The 22,071-nt window shown below is 48.7% G+C and carries 17 protein-coding genes; 7 read left to right on the top strand and 10 right to left on the bottom strand.

The annotated features are described in order from the left end of the window. Positions 1 to 108 precede the first annotated feature (108 nt). Together dnaJ and WBJ53_RS12755 are read right to left on the bottom strand one after the other, a co-directional pair. Positions 109 to 1,269, bottom strand: coding sequence for a molecular chaperone DnaJ (gene dnaJ, locus WBJ53_RS12760; protein ID WP_338876510.1), 1,161 nt, complete (start codon positions 1,267 to 1,269; stop codon positions 109 to 111). A gap of 95 nt (positions 1,270 to 1,364) precedes the next feature. Next, positions 1,365 to 1,955 carry a nucleotide exchange factor GrpE gene (locus WBJ53_RS12755; RefSeq protein ID WP_338876509.1) on the bottom strand — a complete coding sequence of 197 codons (591 nt, stop codon included), beginning with the start codon at positions 1,953 to 1,955 and terminating at the stop codon, positions 1,365 to 1,367. Between the two features lie 251 nt (positions 1,956 to 2,206). Here WBJ53_RS12755 and queG point away from each other — a divergent pair, with 251 nt between their 5' ends. Then, positions 2,207 to 3,142: a tRNA epoxyqueuosine(34) reductase QueG gene (queG, locus tag WBJ53_RS12750; protein WP_338876508.1), complete on the top strand. Its 936-nt coding sequence runs from the start codon at positions 2,207 to 2,209 to the stop codon at positions 3,140 to 3,142. On the opposite strand, the gene kynU is transcribed toward queG, so the two are convergent. After that, the gene (gene kynU / locus WBJ53_RS12745) at positions 3,130 to 4,398 is read right to left on the bottom strand and encodes a kynureninase (protein ID WP_338876507.1); all 1,269 of its coding nucleotides are present in this window, start codon (positions 4,396 to 4,398) and stop codon (positions 3,130 to 3,132) included. The two genes, queG and kynU, sit on opposite strands and share 13 nt — an antisense overlap. A 225-nt stretch (positions 4,399 to 4,623) precedes the next feature. Here kynU and WBJ53_RS12740 point away from each other — a divergent pair, with 225 nt between their 5' ends. The 5 genes from WBJ53_RS12740 (at position 4,624) to WBJ53_RS12720 (ending at position 11,081) form a co-directional block, all read left to right on the top strand. Beyond that, positions 4,624 to 6,018 carry a glycosyl hydrolase gene (locus tag WBJ53_RS12740; protein WP_338876506.1) on the top strand — a complete coding sequence of 465 codons (1,395 nt, stop codon included), beginning with the start codon at positions 4,624 to 4,626 and terminating at the stop codon, positions 6,016 to 6,018. Between the two features lie 6 nt (positions 6,019 to 6,024). Further along, entirely contained in the window at positions 6,025 to 7,470 is a 1,446-nt protein-coding gene (locus WBJ53_RS12735) for an NADH:flavin oxidoreductase (RefSeq protein ID WP_338876505.1), read from the top strand. Continuing rightward, positions 7,467 to 8,237, top strand: coding sequence for a 3-ketoacyl-ACP reductase (locus WBJ53_RS12730; RefSeq protein WP_338876504.1), 771 nt, complete (start codon positions 7,467 to 7,469; stop codon positions 8,235 to 8,237). The genes WBJ53_RS12735 and WBJ53_RS12730 overlap by 4 nt, the downstream gene beginning before the upstream one ends. Positions 8,238 to 8,431: 194 nt before the next feature. Continuing rightward, a complete protein-coding gene (locus WBJ53_RS12725; RefSeq protein ID WP_338876503.1) occupies positions 8,432 to 9,736 on the top strand; it encodes a Gfo/Idh/MocA family oxidoreductase in 1,305 nt (434 codons plus the stop codon). Positions 9,737 to 9,821: 85 nt separating this feature from the next. Further along, on the top strand, positions 9,822 to 11,081 hold the full coding sequence (locus WBJ53_RS12720) for an MFS transporter (RefSeq protein ID WP_338876502.1): 1,260 nt from the start codon (positions 9,822 to 9,824) through the stop codon (positions 11,079 to 11,081). A gap of 75 nt (positions 11,082 to 11,156) precedes the next feature. Here the strand turns inward: WBJ53_RS12720 and WBJ53_RS12715 are convergent, their stop codons facing one another. From WBJ53_RS12715 to WBJ53_RS12685, 7 genes are all read right to left on the bottom strand, one after another. Beyond that, positions 11,157 to 11,522 (bottom strand): heavy metal-associated domain-containing protein, encoded by a 366-nt coding sequence (locus WBJ53_RS12715; RefSeq protein ID WP_338876501.1) that lies wholly within the window; start codon positions 11,520 to 11,522, stop codon positions 11,157 to 11,159. Between the two features lie 34 nt (positions 11,523 to 11,556). Continuing rightward, positions 11,557 to 13,026, bottom strand: a complete 1,470-nt coding sequence (locus WBJ53_RS12710; RefSeq protein WP_338876500.1) for a hypothetical protein — start codon at positions 13,024 to 13,026, stop codon at positions 11,557 to 11,559. A gap of 18 nt (positions 13,027 to 13,044) precedes the next feature. After that, on the bottom strand, positions 13,045 to 14,076 hold the full coding sequence (locus WBJ53_RS12705; RefSeq protein WP_338876499.1) for a sialidase family protein: 1,032 nt from the start codon (positions 14,074 to 14,076) through the stop codon (positions 13,045 to 13,047). Between the two features lie 75 nt (positions 14,077 to 14,151). Continuing rightward, positions 14,152 to 14,493 (bottom strand): four-helix bundle copper-binding protein, encoded by a 342-nt coding sequence (locus WBJ53_RS12700; protein ID WP_338876498.1) that lies wholly within the window; start codon positions 14,491 to 14,493, stop codon positions 14,152 to 14,154. Between the two features lie 101 nt (positions 14,494 to 14,594). Beyond that, on the bottom strand, positions 14,595 to 15,209 hold the full coding sequence (locus WBJ53_RS12695; protein ID WP_338876497.1) for an AraC family transcriptional regulator: 615 nt from the start codon (positions 15,207 to 15,209) through the stop codon (positions 14,595 to 14,597). A 112-nt stretch (positions 15,210 to 15,321) separates the two neighbouring features. Then, on the bottom strand, positions 15,322 to 17,586 hold the full coding sequence (locus WBJ53_RS12690; RefSeq protein ID WP_338876496.1) for a TonB-dependent receptor: 2,265 nt from the start codon (positions 17,584 to 17,586) through the stop codon (positions 15,322 to 15,324). An 83-nt stretch (positions 17,587 to 17,669) separates the two neighbouring features. Beyond that, positions 17,670 to 18,122 carry a hypothetical protein gene (locus tag WBJ53_RS12685; RefSeq protein ID WP_338876495.1) on the bottom strand — a complete coding sequence of 151 codons (453 nt, stop codon included), beginning with the start codon at positions 18,120 to 18,122 and terminating at the stop codon, positions 17,670 to 17,672. Between the two features lie 289 nt (positions 18,123 to 18,411). On the opposite strand from WBJ53_RS12685, the gene WBJ53_RS12680 reads away from it, so the two are divergent. Continuing rightward, positions 18,412 to 22,053 (top strand): VCBS repeat-containing protein, encoded by a 3,642-nt coding sequence (locus WBJ53_RS12680; RefSeq protein WP_338876494.1) that lies wholly within the window; start codon positions 18,412 to 18,414, stop codon positions 22,051 to 22,053. Positions 22,054 to 22,071: the final 18 nt, after the last annotated feature.

The raw sequence follows: 22,071 nt of genomic DNA, 5'->3' as shown, positions 1-22,071 counted from the left end.
CTTTCATGTACAGCCCTGTAAATAAGGAATTCACAACAAAAAAGCCCCTTTCGGGGCTGATTTGTGCATTTATTATGTATCGGGTTAGTAACCGCTTTTGCTCAGTACTTAACCGTGGAAAAAGTCCTTCATCTTATCGAAGAAGCCTTTCTCGTTTTTGTTTGGCTTTGGCTGGAAATTCGGCGAAGTACGTAGCTTTTCAAGTAGTGACCGCTCTTCGGCCGATAGCACTTTCGGTGTCCAGACGTTAATGTGTACAAGTTGGTCGCCCCGGCCATAACCATTCAGTTCCTTAATGCCTTTACCTTTCAGGCGTAGAATCTTACCGCTCTGCGTACCGGCATCGAGCGTGATTCGGGCTTTCCCGTCAATGGTTGGAACTTCAACATTGGTCCCAATAGCTGCATCGATGAAGCTCACATACAGATCAAAGACCACGTTATTACCATCGCGTTTCAGATCGGCATCTTCCTCTTCCTCAATAACAATTAACAAATCGCCAGCAACACCTCCGCGTGGGGGCACATTGCCTTTGCCACCCACCGATAGTTGAATACCTTCGGCAACACCAGCCGGAATCTTGATAGGAATCACATCTTCCTGCAAAACACGACCTTCGCCAAAGCAAGCGTCGCAGCGATCGGTAACAATTTTACCTTCGCCATTACAGGTTGGGCAGGTACTGGTCGAAACCATCTGTCCAAGCATTGTATTGACGACTTTGCGGGTTTGGCCGGTTCCATTGCAGGTCGTACAGGTCTGAACGGCCGTACCGTTTTTAGACCCATTGCCACCACAGGTGTTACAGGTAACGTGGCGCTTAACTTTTATTTTTTTCTCAACACCATTGGCAACTTCCTGTAGGTTTAGCTTCAGTTTAATGCGCAGATCGGAACCCCGACGCACGCGCTGCCGCTGACCACCGCCACCTGCTCCACGGAAAAAGCTCCCAAATGGAGAATCATCGCCAAAGACATCGCCAAACTGGCTAAAAATATCCTCCATGGTTGGCCCGCCAGCGCCATACCCTCCGGCAGCACCACCTACACCCGCATGCCCAAACTGATCGTAACGAGCTTTCTTTTGCGGGTCGTTCAGAACGTCGTAGGCTTCGGCAGCCTCCTTAAACTTTTCTTCAGCAGTAGGATCGTCAGGGTTTTTGTCGGGGTGATATTTGATAGCCATCTTTCGATAGGCCTTCTTTAATTCCTCCGGTGTAGCGTTTTTGTCAACGCCCAATATTTCATAATAGTCGCGCTTCGTTGCCATATCTGTTTAGCGAAGAGTGTAGAGTGAAAAGTGAAGAATAAGGACAAGTGCATGTTTCTTTATTCTTCACTTTTCACTCTACACTCTTTACTATTTTAGCTTCCAACAATCACTTTTGCAAACCGAATGACCTTGTCATTCAGATAGTATCCTTTCTCGATTTCGTCAATAACTTTGCCTTTCAGGTCGTCGCTGGGCGCAGGAAATTGCGTCACAGACTCGTGCAAATCAGCGTTGAAAGGTTCGCCTTTCGACGTCATCGGTTTGAGTCCTTTATTTTCCAGTGTCTTGAACAACTTGTTATAAATCAGCGACACGCCTTCTTTCACCGCAGCAACGTCTTCGGCAGTTTCCATCGATTGCATGGCCCGTTCAAAATCGTCGACAACCGGAATCAACGCCTGAAGCAGTCCTTCATTGGCATTGCCAATCAACTCTAGTTTTTCCTTGGCTGTGCGCCGACGAAAGTTCTCGAAGTCAGCGTACAAACGGAGGTATTTATCTTTAAGTTCAGCAAGTTCGCTACCTATCCGGTCGGTTTCAGCGACAAACCCTTCTGCCGAAGCCGTTTCGGGAGTTTCTTCTGGTTCTCCACCATTGACCGTTACAGTCTCTTCACTTGCCAGGTTGTCAGGTTGTTGCGTATTCGCAGACGATTGATCGTCCAAAATGTCTTTATTTTCCATTGATGAGCTTCTATTTCGCTTCCAGAAATTCATATGCAAAGATGGGCAAAAGACCGGCCAAAACCGCATTTCCTGCCAACTTGACATTATCCGAGCCAGGATTTTTGGGATTTAACCGATTAACTGGATTTAAAAAGATGTGGTAAACGTTCTTATATAAAATTGATTCAGTCATTTATCATTGGTCATTCGTCGTTGGTGGATGCAGTTTGCAACAACGATCTGATGACAATTGACAAAATCCTGATTGTATGCATACAGTGGCTGGTCGATACGCCAACCTTATCAAAGCAAAAGCCCGTGAATTGGGCTTCGATTTTTGTGGTATAGCAAAGGCTGATTTTCTGGAAGATGAGGCTTCACGGCTGGAAATCTGGCTAAAGAATGGTATGCACGGCCAGATGAATTACATGGCTAACCACTTCGACAAACGGCTCGATCCGCGTTTGCTGGTCGACGATGCGAAGTCCGTCATTACGGTACTGCTTAACTATTATCCCGAACAAACGCTACCGGAAGCCAGCGACGACTACAAACTCTCTAAATATGCGTATGGCACAGATTATCACTTTGTTATAAAAGACAAACTGAAAGATCTGCTGGCCTTTATTCACAAAGAAATTGGCGAAGTTGGTGGCCGCGCGTTTGTAGATTCAGCTCCGGTTATGGATAAAGCCTGGGCTAAACGGGCAGGACTGGGATGGATAGGAAAACATACGAATCTGATCAATCGCGAGATCGGTTCATTTTTCTTTATTGGTGAGCTTATTCTCGATCTGGAACTCGAACCCGACGGCCCTATTACTGACTATTGTGGCACCTGCACTCGCTGTATCGATGCCTGCCCCACCGACGCCATTGTTGGGCCCTATGTGGTCGATGGCAGCAAGTGTATTTCGTATTTTACGATAGAACTAAAGGAAGCTATTCCAGAAGACGTTCGGGGCAAATTCAAGAACTGGATATTTGGCTGCGACATCTGCCAGGATGTCTGTCCCTGGAACCGGTTTGCCCGCCCGCACCAGACTCCTGCCTTCGATCTGCATCCCGATTTAGCTACGTTCACAAAAACCGATTGGGAAGAAATTACCGAAGAGGTGTTTCGGGAAGTATTCCGGCGCTCGGCCGTAAAACGAACCAAATTAGACGGTCTGAAACGCAACATTACGTTCAATCAGGAAGCGTAGAATCTCTTTAAAACCTCACCAACCTGCCAAATCTCTTCGAACGTATTGTAGAGCGGTGTTGGAGCCAGACGGATGCAATCGGGTTCGCGCCAGTCGCCAATAATGCCTTGTTGAGTCAAGTAGTTGAACAGCGCTTTGCCATTTTTACGCACTAACAGCGACAACTGGCATCCTCGCTGGTTCGGGTCGTCGGGAGTTAGAATCTGAATTTTATCGAAGGGTGTCAGTATGTATTCCAGAAAACCAGTCAGGTGTTCACTTTTTTGACGTAATGCCACTATACCGGCTTCGGCCGTAATAGCGATTGCGGCACGATGCACTGCCAAAGCCAGAATATTGGGCGTACTGACCTGCCAGCCATCGGCACCGGTATCTGGCAAAAAACCGGGCGTCATCTCAAAACGACGATCTTCGCGATAGCCCCACCAACCCGCCAGTCGTGGCAAATGCTGGTCGTGATGTTTCTGATGCACAAATATCCCCGAAACCGCCCCTGGTCCGCCATTTAAGTATTTATATGAACACCAGGTTGCAAAATCGACTCCCCATTCATGGAGTCGTAAGGGTACGTTGCCTATAGCGTGAGCCAGATCGAAGCCAATGGGCACACAATAGTGCCGGGCCGTCTGCGTAATGGCATCCATGGTATAGACCTGTCCGGTGTAGTAATTGAGGCCACTCATCCAGATCAGCGCCAGCGAATCGGCATGTTCGGCAATCGCGTTCTGAATATCGGTCGTATGAATTAGTCCATCGTTGGCGCGCGGAGCAATTTCAATCAGCACCTCGGAAGGCGACAAACCCCGGTGTTTTATATGCGTTTCGAGTGCATACTGGTCGGATGGAAAATCACCGGCAATGGTCAGAATTCTGTTTTTTTTATCCGTAGGCTGATAAAAAGAAGCAAGCAGCAGATGCAGATTTACGGTAAGAGCATTCATCGGACAAACTTCCACTTGCTCTGCCCCTACAATCTGGGCCAACGATTCTTTACAGGATTTATGATAGCTCAACCAGGACTGTTCAGCCCCCTCACGCTGCTCAAACCAACCTTCCACACCCAGATTCTGCCAAGTGTTCAGTTCCTGATTTAGCACTTCGCGAGCACATTTAGGTTGTAACCCCAGCGAATTACCACATAAATAAACTACTGGTTTGCCTGCGTGCTGAGGAATATAAAAACGGTCGCGAAACTGCCGAAGCGGATCAGCGTGGTCGAGTTGTTGCGCAAAATCGAGTGCGTGTTCGTAGATCATTGAGCGGCATTGACTATTGATCTACAAACTACGGTTTTACTCCCGTTTTGTTCAAATCATTCTTCAGATACTGTCCCCGTTTTGCGTTACGTTCGTCCGCAATACAGTTGCAGAAGAACTCTACCAGAACATTTTCATCCGAATTATAGTAGTCATTTCCAATCTGCTTCTTTAAAGGAACAACGACCTACTCGTTTATCCTAAACCCACGGATTTCCCTACCGTATGCAGATTGACTACTCAGTACAACCTACCGACCTTACTACAAAACTTGATCGTTTCTGGGAACTCTCAGGCCAGAAAATTCACCTTATTGAATCCGAATACGACATTACAAATGGCTCTCCCGTTTTCACCGCAGCTGGCAAATACACAACCCGTGGCTGGACAGAATGGACACAGGGCTTTCAGTTTGGATCGGCAATCGTACAGTTCGACGCAACTAACGACACCGATTTTCTGGCAATTGGGCGTCAGAAAACGCTAAGTCTAATGGCTCCTCACATCAGCCATGTTGGTGTACACGACCACGGCTTCAATAACGTCAGTACCTATGGCAACCTGCTCCGGTTGATGCACGAAGGCCGAATACCACACAATGAGTGGGAGAAAAACTTCTACGAACTGGCCCTGAAAATTTCTGGTGCGGTTCAGGCCAGCCGCTGGACAACGATCAAAACTGGCGGTTTCATCAGTTCCTTCAATGGCCCCCATTCGTTATTTGTCGATACCATTCGTTCCTGTCGGGCGCTGGTGCTAAGTTATGCGCTGGGTCATACTTTTCAGGGTGAAGGCGATGTGAAAATAAACTTGCTCGAACGAGCCCTACAGCATATGAAAGCCACGGCCGACTATTCGGTTTTCTATGGCGAAGAACGCGATACGTATGATATCTGGGGGCGAACCGCTCACGAAAGTGTGTTCAACACAAAAGATGGCAATTTCCGTTGCCCGAATTCACAACAGGGCTATTCGGGTTTCACAACCTGGACACGCGGTCTGGCCTGGGCTATGTGCGGTTTCGCCGAAGAACTCGAATGGCTCTCCACCCGCAACGACTCCGAACTGGAACCGTTTGGTGGACGCGCTGCCATTGAAGCCTATATGCTCAAAGCGGCTACGGCCACCTGCGATTTTTTTATCGAGCATACGCCTACCGATGGCGTTCCGTATTGGGATACGGGCGCACCTAATCTTCACCGTTTGGGCGATTATCTGAATTACCCGGCCGATCCATTCAACGATTTCGAGCCAGTCGATAGCTCGGCAGCGGCTATTGGTGCTCAGGGACTTCTGCGTCTGGGGAAATATTTAACCAAACAAGGCGATACAGAAGCCGGGAAACGCTACTGGCAGGCTGGTTTGACCGTAGTGAACACCCTACTCGACGAACCCTATCTAAGCACCAACCCTGTTCATCAGGGATTGCTGCTGCATTCGATTTATCATCAGCCAAATGGCTGGGATTATGTGCCACCCGGCAGTAAGATTGCCTATGGCGAATCGAGTATGTGGGGCGACTATCATATCCGCGAAGTGGCGCTTTATCTGCAACGCATCATTCGCAATGAGCCTTACTACACGTTTTTCAATCGGATCGCCAATCGTTTGACCGTATGAATTCCAATGAGCGAGAAATATAAACCCGCCTACCCTCGCATGGCTCAGCTAAAAACAGCGGCTGACCTGCGCACCTATCTGGAGACAAACGACATCGAGTTGCCGTTTGACAAGACGGTATTGCCACCTGGCGAGACCCCGTTTAACCGGCCAATTCAGCTAAAATCTGGAAAAACAATTGGCAACAGTCTTTGCATTTTGCCGATGGAAGGCTGGGACGGTACTACCGATGGCCGCCCGACAGATTTTACGCGAAATCGATGGAAAAAATTCGCCATCAGTGGCGCCAAACTGCTCTTTGGCTGCGAGGCCGTTGCCGTTTGTCATGCCGGAAAAGCAAACCCTAATCAGTTGGTTCTGAACACGGACACCTTTTCTGACTTTGTCGATCTGAGGCAGCTAATTCTTAACGAACATACCAACGCATTCGGTACTACCGACGATTTGGTAATTGGTTTGCAGCTTACCCACTCCGGGCGGTTTTGTAAACCCAAAAGCCACAAGGCATTTGAGTCGAAAATTCTCTACAGCCATCCGTTTCTGAACAGTAAATTTGGTATGCCAGCCGATTATCCAGTTCTAACGGATGACGAAATCGACCAGATTATTGCCCAGTACGTTGAAGCAGCCGTTCTGGCCCAGAAAGCCGGTTTCGACTTTGTAGATGTCAAACACTGCCACGGTTATCTTGGCCATGAGTTCCTGAGTGCGGTCTGTCGCGAAGGGCGTTATGGAGGTTCATTTGAGAATCGAACACGCTATCTGCGGAATATTGTGGCAGGTATTCGGCAGGCAGCCCCAGGGCTGGGAATTGGCATTCGGCTGAGCGCGTTTGATATGCTTCCGTTCAAGAAAGGGCCGACCGGAACAGGTATTCCCGAAACAGCCGAAGAGTATCCGTTTGCCTTTGGTGGCCAAACCACCGGCTTAGGCCCCGACCTGACCGAGACGAAAGCGTTTTTGTCGCTGGCGCAATCGCTGGGCATTCAATTGGTATGCATTACGGGCGGTAGTCCCTATTATAATCCGCATCTGATGCGTCCGGCTCTGTTTCCGCCTTCGGATGGTTACTTGCCGCCAGAAGATCCACTGCTGGGCGTTAAACGACAAATCGACGTTACCTACGAACTAAAACAGGCTTTCCCCGAACTCGTAATTATTGGCTCGGGCTATTCGTATTTGCAGGAATGGCTACCTAATGTCGCTCAGTATGTGCTGCGAAACGGAATGGCTGATAGTATAGGATTCGGACGTATGGTTCTGTCGTATCCGACGATGCCCGCCGATATGCTTGCCGGTCGGGCGCTGGTCCGCAACCATATTTGCCGAACGTTTTCCGATTGCACAACAGCCCCTCGTAATGGACTCATTTCGGGCTGCTATCCGTTAGATCCGCTCTACAAAAAGAGCCCTGAAGCCGAAGAGCTTAAAACCATAAAAGACCAACTGTGAAGAACATCGCATTCATAACAGGTGGTAGCCGGGGAATTGGATACGGTATTGCCGAGCAACTGGCCAAAGCCGGATTCGATCTGGCCATCAATGGCGTGCGGCCCGAAGCACTGGTGACTGAGGCACTGGACAGCTTACGGGCATTAGGCGCGGAGGTGCTCTACTGCCCCGGCGACATTGCCTCCCGCGACGACCGAATGGCTATGCTCGAAACCATAAAAGCACGTTTTGGTCGGCTGAATGTATTGGTCAATAATGCTGGCGTAACGCCGAAAGAACGGCGGGACATACTGGAAGCAACGGAAGAAAGTTTCCAGCACGTGCTGTCGACCAATTTGCAGGGTGCCTATTTCCTGACGCAGGCCGTTGCCAACTGGATGATCGAACAGAAACAGAATGATCCTGATTTCAAGGGCTATATTGTTAACATTTCGTCGGTTTCGGCTACGGTAGCTTCCCTAAACCGGGGCGAATATTGTGTGGCCAAAGCTGGTTTAAGTATGGCCACACAGTTGTTTGCCGCCCGACTGGGCGAATTCGACATTCCGGTTTATGAAGTCCGGCCCGGCATTATTCAAACCGATATGACGGCCGGAGTTACGGCCAAATACGATAAACTGATTGCCGACGGGCTATGTGTCCAGAAACGCTGGGGCCTGCCCGACGACGTTGGTCGCGCCGTTGCGGCTCTCGCACGGGGCGACTTCCCCTATTCAACTGGCCAGGTTATTATGATTGATGGTGGCCTGACTATACCCAGGCTCTAAGATTTTGATAATCAGCATCCGATTCTAATTAGTTTTAGTCCTTTTTACTCTTTGTTCAGTATATGGTTTACGGTATTCGGTTTCTGTTTACGGTTGCTTCGCCAATTAGTATACATCTCATCGAGGCAGCGCGACCGAAAACCATAAACCGAATACCACAAATCTCTTACATACCCTAAATCCTCCAATCCCTCATGGACAGTCAAAACGAATCCAGAAGAGAGTTTATCAAATCCGCAGCCCTGGGCTCATTAGCAGTAATTGGCTTACCAACCTATATTCCGGCCCATGCCTTTGGTGCAAACGACCGTGTACGGGTGGCCGTTATCGGAGTCAATGGTCGGGGTAAAGATCATATTCAGGGGTTTTCGAAACAGAAGGACGTTGAAGTAGTTACGCTCTGCGATGTCGACAACAACGTGCTTCAGGAACGCGCTGCTGATTTTGAAAAGAAATACAATCGGAAAGTGCAGACCGTGGGCGATTTACGTCAGGTTTATGATGATAAAAATATTGATGCCGTGAGCATTGCCACTCCGAACCACTGGCATGCACTGGCGGCTATCTGGGCTTGTCAGGCAGGGAAAGACGTATATGTCGAAAAACCAGGCGCACATAATCTGCACGAAGGCCGTAAACTGGTCGAAGCAGCCCATCGCTATAACCGAATTGTACAGCATGGCGTACAGTTGCGAAGTTCGGCCGCCATTCAGGAAGCGGTTCAGCACCTGCGCGATGGGCTGATCGGTAATGTGTATATGGCGCGCGGACTGGTGTTCAAATGGCGTCCTGATATTGGCGATCAGGGCAAATCACCTGTTCCGGCCGAACTGAACTGGAATATGTGGCAAGGTCCGGCGCAGGAGAAAGAGTTTAGCAAAAACTACGTTCACTACAACTGGCACTGGTTCTGGGACTATGGCAATGGCGATATTGGTAATCAGGGTATTCACGAAACCGACCTTTGCATGTGGGGGCTCAATGTAGGTCTACCCGAAGAAATCACGTCGTCAGGCGGCAAATTTTTGTGGAAGGACTGCAAGGAAACGCCCGAAACGCTCACCTCGGTCTACAAATACCCCAAAGAAGGCAAGGTAATTCAGTTTGAAGTGCGCCCCTGGATGACCAACAAAGAAGATGGCGTAGAAATTGGCAACCTGTTTTATGGCGATAAAGGCTACATGGTCATTAACGGCTACGACGACTACAAAACCTTTCTGGGTCGCGAACGTACACCCGGACCAGCCCGCAAAGCCGGTGGAGACCACTATGCAAACTTCATCGAATGCGTCCGGTCGCGGGATAAATCAAAACAAAACGGCCCGGTCGAAACGGCACACCTGGCGTCGGGCATTGCCCACCTCGGCAACATCGCCTACCGCTTAGGCCGAACCCTGCATTTCGATCCGAAAAACGAAGTATTCGTCGGCGACAAGGAAGCGAATCAGATGCTTACCCGTAAGTATCGGGCACCGTTTGTTGTTCCCGAAAAGGTGTAATGCCCTAAGTAGTTTCTGGTTTACTGTTTCAGGTATGGCTCCTCTACCCAAAAACAATAAACCAGAAACGATAATCCCTTAATCGATGAAGCCCCTCTCTACTCTTGAACCGTTGCCCCCGAATCGATCTATTCTTTCTCAATTACTGCAACTTCCAGTGCTGGTGGCAGCACTGGGGTATCTGGTCGATATGTACGATCTCTTTCTGTTCAGTGTTGTCCGGGTCCCCAGTCTGAAAGGATTAGGGATCGATGGCGATCAATTACTCAGCAAAGGGATTTTGCTCCTGAATGCTCAGATGGCCGGTATGCTCATTGGTGGGATATTCTGGGGTATTCTGGGCGATAAACGGGGGCGTCTGTCGGTGTTGTTCGGTTCCATTCTGCTCTATTCGCTTGCCAATATTGCCAATGGTTTTATTACCTCGCTGGATCAGTATGTGCTGCTGCGTTTTATAGCCGGAATCGGGCTCGCTGGTGAGCTGGGAGCAGGTATCACGCTGGTTACTGAAATTCTGCCGAAAGAAATTCGTGGCTACGGCACAACGCTGGTTGCAACGATGGGGGTTCTGGGTGCCATTCTGGCTTACTTCATTGCTGACCTCTTCAACTGGCGGATATCTTATTTTATAGGCGGAGGCATGGGGCTGATTCTGTTGATTCTTCGGGTCAATATTCTGGAGTCGGGCATTTTTACGCGCTCACGCCAACGAGTGCTCCCCCGTGGCAATGTGCTGATGCTTTTTTCTTCCCGTTCGCGGCTTCGCAAATACATTCAGTGTATTCTGGTAGGCCTGCCAATCTGGTTTGTAGTGGGCATTCTGATTACCTTTTCGCCCGAACTTGGAAAAGCACTCGGTCTGACCGAACCCGTTGCAGCCGGAAAAGCGGTTATGTTGAGTTTTTCTGGGCAGGTATTGGGCGACATTGTCAGCGGTTTTTTGAGCCAGTACCTAAAAAGCCGGAAGAAAGTGATTCGGCTTTTTATGCTGCTATCACTGGCGTTTATGCTCGTTTATCTGCTCGTGCCGCTAACCGATTTAACGCTTTTCTATGCTGTCTGCGTTTGCCTTGGCTTCGCCAATGGCTACTGGACGCTGTTTGTGACCATTGCCGCCGAACTTTTTGGCACTAATCTTCGAGCCACGGTTGCCACCACTGTGCCGAACTTTGTGCGGGGCGCAACCATTCCCCTGAGTGCCCTGTTCGTGCAATTAAAACCCGGTTTAGGAACGGTTTACAGCGCCCTGGTTGTGGGCTTGCTAACGATTGCATTGGCTCTTGCAGCGTTGACGTACCTCGACGAGACCTTTACCAAAGATCTGGACTACGTAGAAGAAGTTTAGTCCGGAACTGGCAATTCATCATAAAAAACGCCCGACAGGATCACCTGTCGGGCGTTTTTTATGAAACGAAAAACATTATTGATGATCCATTCCACCGCCTTTTTTACAGCAGCTTGGGAGTTTGTTATAGCCTACTTCGTCGGCCAGTACATCTTCGGCATCGTAACCTGTTTTGCTGATGTTGGCCTTTAGTTTGGCCACATCGGTTTTAGCCGGGTTGTAGCGAATGGTCACTACTTTGGTTTTTACATCCAGATTAGCTTCTTTGACTCCTTTTTCAAACGACAGGTTGCGCTCGATACGCGCTTTGCACATACTGCAAATAGCCGACGTTTTAATTTTCACTTCCTTGTCTTTGTCGTCGCGAACGGTCGATCCGGCAAAAGCAGATCCCAAAATCACCAACGACGTCAGGGCAGTCAGAAACAGGTTACGAAACATAGTTGTACGAAGTTTATGAGTTGAAAACAAAAAATTAACGGGAATGGTGCCCGCTCAGGCGGTGCATACTGTTCATTGTCATCAGGCTGGGACTCAGGCGGAGATAAATTTCCCCCGACACCGGTGTTTTGCCGTATATATTCTGTAATAGGCTATGGTCGGGGCGGGCTGCCGTAATCTGCGCTCCGAGTACCAGATCGGATTTAAAGTGCTGCGCCAGCCGATAGTTCATCCCAAGCGTAAGCGAGTTAATGACAAACGTTTCGTGCAGATCAACGCCCAGATCATCATAAAGCGGTATGCTCAGTTCTTCCAGCGACTTCCGTACGTTCTCGTAGCGGCCATAAAATGCAACCCGATCTATCTGCAAACTGCTTTCGGCCAGTATTGAATTTTCGCCCTCGCCATTGTGGCTATTCCGCCCCCAGACAAGCGCTGATGTAATATAACGACCTGGTGAGAATGCTTTACTATGCAATACAGACGCCGTGGTTCGGGTAACATTTTCGTCGGGATGCAACTCTTCGGGACTATGCAAAAATCCCTGCGAAAACTGGAATGCCAACGACGGCGACGGGTTGACCGACACCCGGTAGGAATAGCTATCGAACCGGGGTTTGTCAAAATTATACCGGTTCTCATCTGGTTCACGGCCCGTGAATGACGACCCTTCAATTTTGGCCCATTTATACCGGAAACCTATCGTTGCCACACCGAACAGAATGTGCGTAGCATCCTGCCAATGGTGGCTTAAGGGCGCATCGGGATTGTTGAATGAGGAGATTCGGTGCATAAACGCAGGCGGTCCCAGAGCCGGTTCGCCAGGATAACCGACATACCCATAGAGATCGATATCCTTGCTGAATGCATGGCTATAGCTGATCGACAGTTCCGAAACCAGATCGTGCGGATGTTGTTTGTCGATCAGGGGTTGCCCTTTGTAGCTTTCCCCGGTCTGGAACAGCAGGGGATACCCGCCATTGCTAACCGTCAGTGGGTCGAGCGAAATCATGGCCCGAATTTGAAACAATCCACGTTTCCCTACTTTTCGCTGAGCCATTCCCATAAACCAGTTTGGTGCTCCCAACTGCTGATTATGGCCCCGTTTATCGACATTATTGGCATTCTGGCTGGTATAGCGCAGATAAATCGCATAGTGCAGCATATAACTCCACCCTTTCGGGCTCGGCTGACTCATATAGGCGTACATCGGCGTATTGTCGGGATGCCACGACGTTCCCGATCCGTTTCGGTTCATGGGCAAATTTCGCGACAGCGAATGCGTCATGCCCATGGCGGTATCCATCATCATACCGTAGTTCCTATTCGCCATTGTGCCCATCCTGTCATCCATTTTCATTCCTTCGTGCATGGCATGATCCATCGTGGGGTTTGCGGTATCTGCCTTCGGTTTATCCGGCATAGGCATCCCTTCAGGGTGTTGATGCTGCGCTAATCCTACAGTTGAAACGAGGAAAAGAGTTAGCAGAATTAAGTTATTCATCACGTTTTTGTATTCTGTTTACTGAACGAGCTGCGCCCAAACAGAGCCATCCGCTTCCCAAAATCCCATCACCTGTTCAGGCGGCACAAGCGCTATTTTGGGGTACGCCCCTTTTCCAAGCAACTGTGGCTCCGACTGACCAGGCGCTAACACAAACACATTGGCACCCTGCTGAAATACGATATACTCCCCTTTCCGGGTCGATACAATTTTGGCATTTTTACCTTCGGCTATCTCCCTTTCCGGTTGCCCCGGCTTATCCGTGAAGAGCTTGTTTGTACGACGCCAAACCGTAGAAATTGTTCCATCAGGAGCCATAAACAAGCCGCCCCCATCCATCGGACACGCTTTCAACTCCCAGGTTCCTTCACCAATTTTCTGAGCCTGACCAAACGTTTTTCCAGCGTCTGTCGACTCTAGCAAATACATATCCCGCGATCCGGCCAGGTAGTTTCGAAACATGATTGCCACATGCGCCCCGCGGCTAACAGCCGATACCTGACAACACTCACAAACTGTACCATCGGGCGACTGATACAGAATCTGGTTTGGCGACCATGTTTTTCCTCCATCAGTCGAATAACAGCCTGCGATTTTGTTTCGCCGATTGCCTCGCAGGTCGAGCCAGACAGCATTTATTACATTATCCTCATTCGCAGTTAGTGCAACAAACCCTTCTTTGGCAATATCGGCTACATCGTTGACCTGCACACGTCTGGGCCATTTGCCCGTTTTTCGGTCCATCGAATAAGCCCATACATTTCCAGGCTTATCAGTAGCCAGAACAATCACCTTCTGAGCAGTAGCAGTAATCTGCGGCCCCCGCGAGGCTCCCAATTGAAGATTGGGCAGGCTATCGACCAGAACCGGCTTACTGAATGTTTTTCCATCACGGGAAAAGGCATATAAAATAGCATTCCCCTGACCATAGACGACATGGATTCCTCCGACAGGATCATTCGCCACCGACGGATGGATACCACTACCAATAAGAATCGGCGATCCGGCCAGCCGAATAAATAATGTCAGTACAAGCGTAAATAGAGTCATTGATTTCGATTAAACGAGGTTAACCAGCGTCCAGCCGGAATCAATAGAATTGAAGTCCGGCTGGACGCAATCTTGCTAAGCCGCCATCTGACGGCATTCTTCGGCGCATTTGCGACAGGCTTCCGCGCAGGCTTTGCAATGGGCAAAGTGATCGGCATGTTTTTCGCATTCGGCAGCACAGGCCTCGCAGGCTTCGGCACATACCTTCATGAACGATTTCATAAACTGCGATCCACGCGCCGTCAATCGCCCACAAAGCGTGCAGAGATCGGCACAGTCCCGGCAAAGCATAATACAGGCTGTCATATCGTGGCCTTTGCTATCGGTATCGCCTGCTTCAATACAGGCCGTAGCGCATTCTTCACAGGCTTTTGCACAGTCGAAACAGGTGTCAACATGCGAGGTCATTGTTTCCATGATAGTAGGTAAGTTTGACTTGTTCTGACCACCATTGGTCTTACAAAATAACTCACCGGTTGGTATTGGGTTTTTACATAATTATGGACTGGGGTACGGTTTCACTCTTTCGCTCCGCCCGGCGGCCCGGATTCATTTTTTCGCTCATTTAGCACCGCATCCAGGCTTCGTCGTTCAACATGAGTAGCTTTCCGAAACTGTCCGGGCGTCTGTCCCGTCACGTGCCGAAACTGATTCGACAAGTGCTGCACGCTACTGTACCCCAACCGCCAGGCAATTTCACTGAGTGTCAGCTCATCATAGCGCAGCCACTCTTTTACTTTCTCAATTTTCAGGGCGATGATGTATTTCTCCAGCGTTAGCCCTTCAGTGGCCGAAAACAGTCCACTCAGGTACGAATATTCGTAGCCGAGTTTGCGCTCCAGAAAGGCCGAATAATTTTCGGTAGCGAGCCTTTCGCCTTTTAGATGCTGTATTTCGTTGATCAACAGCACTTTCATGTGTTCGACCAGCGACTGTTTGCGATCATCGATCAGATCGAAGCCGTTGGCCTGTAGCATTTGCCGAATCTGCTGAAGCGTTATGGCTTGTGGCAAACCAGCTACTTCGGCTTCCCCCAGTTCGACCTGGCCAACCGTCAGCCCCATTTTCTCAAGTTCTTCGCGCACGACACGTTTACAACGGTCGCACACCATGTTTCGAATTGTGAGTTTCATAGCTATTAATCTGAACCGGGATTTGCAGGATTTAAATGATTTCCCAGATTAGATCTATCCAGGGAAGAAATCAGGAAAATCGTTTAAATCCCGAAAATTCCGGTTCAGCCAGTTATGGTTGCGGTTTAAATCGAAAGCCCAGATAGACCATCTGGCCGGTAATTGGTCCCCAAACGTGTGCTCCAGCATCGAAACTGGGACCGAAGGGATCATTGGGCGCGATGATTGGGTTTTGCTGGCGAAAGCCCGTGAGGTTTTCGCCACCCAGGTAAATTTCCCAGCCACTCCGAAACGCACGACTAAGCTGAGCATTGAGGTTATAGAAACCTGGCGCATAATCGGTTGGCATATTCTGATACGATGTATGCACATAGCCTTCGGCCAGATACGGAATCCGTCGAGGGCCGTTCCATTGGAGCGTTGCGTCGAACTTCCACTTATCGTAAGGCAATGCATAGCCTGCATTCAACAGCACCCGATCGCGGCTAACCATCATTTTCGGCAATAATCGCTCTTCTCCGAAAGGACCACCCATGCTTTGCCGAACGTCGAAGAGTCGATAAGCGGCCTTAATGTCGAATCGCTTCACGGGCTGAACATTGACTTCGACCTGAAAACTGTTGGCAAACGAAGGTCCCTGTAGGTTGTAGAAATACAATTCACGCGGATGTTCGATGTCTACGACCAACTGGTTCTGGAAATTAGTACGGTGGTAATCCATACTAAACGAGGCTTTCTTACCAAAAACCTGAAAATCGTTGGTGAGACTCACACCGTAGTTCCACGACACTTCAGGGCGCAGCGCTTCTTTCAGATAAACCGTTCGGGAACTAACCAGATAGCCAAAATTTTCGGCAAACGGGTTAGGTACCCGAAACCCCCGACCTGCCGACGCCCGCAGGGCAACGTTATCGCTCAGATTATACTTCAGATGAAGTCGGGGAGTGAATTGTGTGCCATAGAGATTGTGAAAATCTACGCGTCCACCGGCTACCAGAGTCAGCTTATCAGGATAAACATACGTATATTCGGCAAAGACCCCCGGCACCGATTCGGTTCGTGCCGTATGAATCGTTTTATAGGTTTCGTTGTAATCATCGAGCAGATAACTTATCCCGGTTTTAAAGCTATGATTGGTATTGTCGATGATCGTCTGGTAAATCAGATTGGCATACAATGTCTGCTGGCGACCATCGTAGGGAGCAAATCCGAAACGAGCCGACTGCTCATGATGTACGCCGTTTAAGATGAGTCCGAGGCCTTTATAGGGCTTATCGGGATACAGTTTAGCCGTTTTCGAGAAAAACTCCAGTCGTTTTGTCGTATTCAGAAAACTATAGCGCGATTCGCCAAAGCGCGACAATTGTCCGCCATTACGGTCTTCATAAAGTGCCTTAACGCCAAACTGAGCCATAAATCGATCACTACTGTATTTATAGCGATTAATGGCATTAAGCTGCGTATAGAGCGGCAAATCCCGAAATCCATCGTTATTCTGATCGATTTCACGTTGTAGTGTACTGGCATGTCCCAATACGCCCATACTCCATTTTTTGCTTAGCGTTTTCGACCAATTGGCATTTCCTTCAAATCGGCCAAAACTGTTTACATAGCCATTCAGAAAAATGGTCTGTTTATCGTCGGGTTTCTGCAATTCAATATTCATCTGGCCACTCATCGACTCGTAGCCATTGACCACTGAACCAGCCCCTTTGCCCACATCGATACTGGTGATCCAGGTACCAGGAATGAAACTCAGACCAAACGTAGTGGCCAGTCCCCGAATTGTTGGGATGTTTTCAACGTTCGTTTGCACATACTGGCCACCCAACCCCAGAAACTGAATTTGCCTGGCCCCCGTAACGGCATCACTATACGACACACTGACAGACGCATTGGTCTCGAAGCTCTCCGACAGATTGCAGCAAGCTGCTTTGGCCAGCGTTCGTTGGGTGATCAGTTCGGTTTGTATCGGATTAATCCGATCTATTTGCCCCGGCCCGCCCGACACCGTAACCTCCTTCAATGTTTTTTCGGGAGTAAGAGTTACGGTCAATACAGTATTCACACCGGTAAAAGTCAGCGTATCAGGCTGGTATCCAACATAGCTGATAATGAGCCATTTGGCTGCGGGTTGTTTGGCAAGTGCAAAATGCCCCAGCGAATCGGTTAGGGTACCTTTTGTTGTTCCTGCCCACACTACACTAGCGCCAATAAGTGGTATGCGGTTGCCATTAACAACTTCGCCAACAGTTCCCTGAACCATCGACTCAGCCGCAACCGAAGTAGTAGATTCTACGGCAGATTGATTACTGACGGATTGCCCCCATACGGGCGATATAGCCAGCAGGGAAATCCATATATAAAACGATTTCATGAGTTCGTTGATTAAACTATAAACCAGACAGGTGCCAGCAGCAATATGACACTGGCAGAATTGGCTTAGATTTAATCAGCGATTCAAATTAAAAGGCAGCGAACGAGCGTCAGAATGTCACGCCCGGATGGGGATGGGGGATCGGAAGAAAGGGTAGCCGCAACCGAAGCACTTCTGTCGAAAATCCACTCGACAATCCAGGCCAGCATTGCTGTTACACCTGCTAAAACCGACTCAGTGACGATTTTAACAAACTTGGCAACTAACTGACTAAGTGATGAGTTAACATCAATGTTTTCGTAGCGTTGATCTTCCTGGCAGCATTCGGTCTTTTTGACAACCGTTTGCATGGATGGTTCCGAAACAGCATGTCTGGAACAGCCAGCTTCGGTTCTGGTGCCACTAAAAGCAACAACCATCGTTTTTTTCTTGCCACGCATCTGACACGTGTGTTCAACGAGCCCAAACCCCGTACTGCTAAGCAGCACGACGCAGGCCATCAAGACGTTGAACAATTGGAACAGAGTGCGTTTCATATCGGAGTCAAAGGTAAAAACGGTTACTAATAATTACAAGTCCCGCTCTCACGAACTGGTAATTATGTAAGCTTAGAACAGGATTTTATAAACCGTACTTTATTAAACGGTTAGTCAGGATTAATAACCAATAGTCATTTGCCGTTGAGATTTTGCACCAATCAATGCCAACAGACTATTGGCTTCAGATTAAATGGTTTTAATCCTCTGATAATTTATGATTTATCTTCCTGTAGTCGTATTTTTGTTTACCTGAAATGCATCTTATACGTAACTCGCTTTACCTCACGTGAGAAATTTCTCTCTTTTTATCCTAATTGGTATCACGTTTTTTCTGACTTCCTGCGATAAACCTCTTTTTTCGCTCCTTCCAGCCAGTGATACCGGCATCACGTTTTCCAACCGGATTACGGAAAACGATACGATGAATATCATCGATTTTGAATACGTTTATAACGGTGGTGGAACGGCTATCGGTGACTTTAATAACGACGGTCTGGCCGATATTTTCTTCACGGGCAACCAGGTTGCTAATCGGCTCTATATAAACAAGGGCGATTTTAAGTTCGACGATATTACGGCGAAAGCGGGGGTTAGTGGCAATGGAAAATGGTGTTCGGGTGTTGCCCTGGTCGATATCAATAATGATGGCTGGCTCGATATATACGTCGGCGCTACTGTCAGTAAAATAGCTACCAAACGAGAAAATCTGCTGTTTGTGAATCAGGGAGCAAAGCCAGGTGAGTCGCCGGTCTTTCGCGAGATGGCCAAAGAATATGGCATTGCCGATGATGGGCATACGACCAATGCCGCTTTTTTCGACTATGACAACGACGGCGATCTGGATTTATATGTGTTAACAAATACGATCGAGAATAACCCAAATGCCTATCGTGACCGTATTCTGGATGGCACCTCTCCCACCACCGACCGCCTATATCGCAACGACCCCAATCCGGCATTGGGTCACCCGGTTTTCACCAATGTATCCAAACAGGAAGGCATTCAAAGCGAAGGATATGGGCTTGGGCTTAATATTACGGATATCAATCGCGATGGCTGGAAAGATGTATATGTAACAAATGATTATCTGAGCGACGACCTCCTCTATATCAACAACCACGATGGCAGCAATCGCCATACGGGTTTTACGGACCAGGCCCCTCTCTATCTGAAACACACCAGCGGAGCCGCCATGGGCAACGATGTTGCCGACATCAATAACGATGGTTTAACGGATATTGTGGCTGTCGATATGCTCCCACGCGATAATTACCGCAAAAAAATGCTGATGGGTGCCAATAATTATCAGACCTATCTTAACAACGAACAATTTAAACATACCTACCAGTTTACCCGAAATACGCTCCAGTTAAATCAGGGGCTGGCACCCACCGCAACCGGCTGGCATCCGGTTTTTAGTGAAATTAGCCTCTTTAGCGATATTGCTGAAACCGACTGGAGTTGGGCGCCTACATTGCTCGACTTCGACCATGATGGCTACCGGGATCTTTTGGTAACAAATGGTTTTCCAAAAGATGTAACAGACCGCGATTTCGGGTCGTTCCGGGAGCAAAGCGAACGTGTCGCTACCAAATCGTTTATGCTGGCGCAGATTCCAGTCATAAAAATCAGCAACTATGCTTTCCGAAATAAAGGGGATCTAACGTTCGAAAATGCCACCGAAAAATGGGGCCTCCAAAGCCCGTCGTTCTCTAATGGCGCAGCCTATGGCGATCTGGACAACGATGGCGATGTGGATTACGTAGTCAATAATATCAACGATTCGGCCTTTGTTTACCGAAACAACCTTGTTGAAAGCAAAGCAGAAAAGGCCAATTACCTGCGGATTAAGTTCGTAGGTGAAGCCCAGAACCGCATGGGTCTTGGCGCTATCGTTGAGCTATACTACAACAAAAATAAGCCCTCTGGTCCAAAACAACAGCTCTATGAACACAGCCCTTACCGGGGCTATCTGTCTACAATGGAACCCGTTGCCCATTTCGGATTAGGTGATGTAGCGACAGTTGATGAGATACGAATCATCTGGCCCGGTCTGAATGGTAGTCCACAGAAACAGCAGACTCTGCGCAATATTAAAACCAATCAGGTCTTAACCGTTGATGTGCGCAATGCCCGTGAACCCGTGCCATCAACTCCGCAACCCCGAGGTCTGTTCAACGAAATAACCGATTCGCTTAAGATTACGTACACTCATACCGAACCCGAATACATCGACTTTAACGTTCAGAAACTACTCCCTCACAAACTCTCGCAATTTGCCCCGGCGGTCTCGATTGGCGATGTTAACGGCGATGGGCTCGATGATATGTTTGTTGGCGGTTCACGAATGAACAAGGGACATTTTTTGCTCCAGACGCCATCGGGTGCCTTCGTTGAAAAAGATCTATTACCCGAACCCGCTATCTCCACTCCAATTGTTGGCGGCACAGCCAATGCAAAAGACAAACCCGAAGAAGATATGGGCACACTTTTGTTTGATGCCGATGGCGATGGCGATATGGATCTGTATGTAGCGAGTGGCAGTATTGAAGGCAATCCCAACAGTCAAACGTTTCAGGACAGATTGTACCTGAATAACGGCAAAGGTGTTTTCACACGTGATCTGGCAGCATTACCAGTTTGTACGGTTAGCAAATCCTGTGTAAAAGCCATTGATTTTGATCGCGACGGCGATCTCGACCTATTTGTGGGGGGGCGTGTAGAACCCGATCACTATCCGGCTCCAGTATCGAGTTTCATCTTCCGAAACGATTCCAAACCGGGTCAGGCTAAATTTACAGATGTCACTAAAACGGTGGCACCTGCCCTACAAAATCTGGGATTAGTATGCGATGCACTCTGGACCGACTATGACAACGATGGCTGGCCCGACCTGATGCTTGCTGGTGAGTTTATGCCACTAACCATTCTAAAGAACCAGCAGGGTAAACTTCAGCCGGCCGATACAAAACTCCAGAATCAAAAAGGCTGGTGGAACTCTTTGGTAGCGGGCGATTTTGACCGCGATGGCGATATGGATTATCTGGCTGGCAATTTGGGCCAAAACGCAAAAATGCGGGCCAGCGATACCGAACCCGTTCGTATGTATGCCAACGACTTCGATAACAATGGTTTCTTCGATGCAATCCCAACCATTTACCTGCCCGACGAAACTGGCAAAAGCCGGGAATTTACGTTCCACGGCCGCGACGATTTAATTAAGCAGATGATTGTGATGCGGAAACGATTCCCGCTTTATAAAGACTTTACGCAAGCTAGTATCGATAAATTGCTTACTCCCGAAGAACGGGCCAAAGCGCTGGTGCTGGAAGCTACTTATCTTCAATCGGCTTACATTGAAAATAAGGGTGATGGCACATTTGCGATGCACGCCCTACCCACACCCGCCCAGATGGCCCCAATTTTTGGCATGGTAACCACCGATGTTGATCAGGACGGCAATTTAGATGTCATGATGGTTGGTAATGATTTCAGCGGTGAAGTCTCAATGGGTCGCTACGATGCCCTGAATGGCTTATGGCTTAAAGGTGATGGCAAAGGCGGGTTCACGGCCCAGTCCATTGCCACCAGCGGATTTTATGTACCGGGTAATGCCAAAGGGCTCGCCCAAATGGCTTCTGCCGATGGACATGAACTGCTGATTGCGACCCAAAATCGAGGCCGTTTGTGCGTATTTCGCAATACAAAACCCACACCGTTCGTTCGGTTGCGCCCCACCGATACATCGGCATTGCTGACCTTCGCCGATGGCAAAAAACAGAAAGTTGAGTTCAGCTACGGCAATTCGTTCCTGTCGCAGTCGGCCCGAACATTGCTCGTCGATCCTCAGGTGAAAGCAGTAGAAATAACCGATTCAAAAGGCAATAAACGTCAGGAGTTTAATCAGACTAAACTCGTAGGGCGGTAAATCAAAAAGGCGGGTAGA

The organism is Spirosoma sp. SC4-14, from assembly GCF_037201965.1.
In the GTDB taxonomy this organism is placed as follows: Bacteria; Bacteroidota; Bacteroidia; order Cytophagales; family Spirosomataceae; genus Spirosoma.
Note: the sequence above shows the minus strand (reverse complement) of the source record. Positions and strands in the feature narration are given on the sequence as shown.

Coding starts and splice junctions, on each gene's coding strand:
- dnaJ (WP_338876510.1), bottom strand. CDS start 1,269: ATGGCAACGAAGCGCGACTATTATGAAATATTGGGCGTTGACAAAAAC.
- WBJ53_RS12755 (WP_338876509.1), bottom strand. CDS start 1,955: ATGGAAAATAAAGACATTTTGGACGATCAATCGTCTGCGAATACGCAA.
- queG (WP_338876508.1), top strand. CDS start 2,207: ATGCATACAGTGGCTGGTCGATACGCCAACCTTATCAAAGCAAAAGCC.
- kynU (WP_338876507.1), bottom strand. CDS start 4,398: ATGATCTACGAACACGCACTCGATTTTGCGCAACAACTCGACCACGCT.
- WBJ53_RS12740 (WP_338876506.1), top strand. CDS start 4,624: ATGCAGATTGACTACTCAGTACAACCTACCGACCTTACTACAAAACTT.
- WBJ53_RS12735 (WP_338876505.1), top strand. CDS start 6,025: ATGAGCGAGAAATATAAACCCGCCTACCCTCGCATGGCTCAGCTAAAA.
- WBJ53_RS12725 (WP_338876503.1), top strand. CDS start 8,432: ATGGACAGTCAAAACGAATCCAGAAGAGAGTTTATCAAATCCGCAGCC.
- WBJ53_RS12720 (WP_338876502.1), top strand. CDS start 9,822: ATGAAGCCCCTCTCTACTCTTGAACCGTTGCCCCCGAATCGATCTATT.
- WBJ53_RS12715 (WP_338876501.1), bottom strand. CDS start 11,522: ATGTTTCGTAACCTGTTTCTGACTGCCCTGACGTCGTTGGTGATTTTG.
- WBJ53_RS12710 (WP_338876500.1), bottom strand. CDS start 13,026: ATGAATAACTTAATTCTGCTAACTCTTTTCCTCGTTTCAACTGTAGGA.
- WBJ53_RS12705 (WP_338876499.1), bottom strand. CDS start 14,076: ATGACTCTATTTACGCTTGTACTGACATTATTTATTCGGCTGGCCGGA.
- WBJ53_RS12700 (WP_338876498.1), bottom strand. CDS start 14,493: ATGGAAACAATGACCTCGCATGTTGACACCTGTTTCGACTGTGCAAAA.
- WBJ53_RS12695 (WP_338876497.1), bottom strand. CDS start 15,209: ATGAAACTCACAATTCGAAACATGGTGTGCGACCGTTGTAAACGTGTC.
- WBJ53_RS12690 (WP_338876496.1), bottom strand. CDS start 17,586: ATGAAATCGTTTTATATATGGATTTCCCTGCTGGCTATATCGCCCGTA.
- WBJ53_RS12685 (WP_338876495.1), bottom strand. CDS start 18,122: ATGAAACGCACTCTGTTCCAATTGTTCAACGTCTTGATGGCCTGCGTC.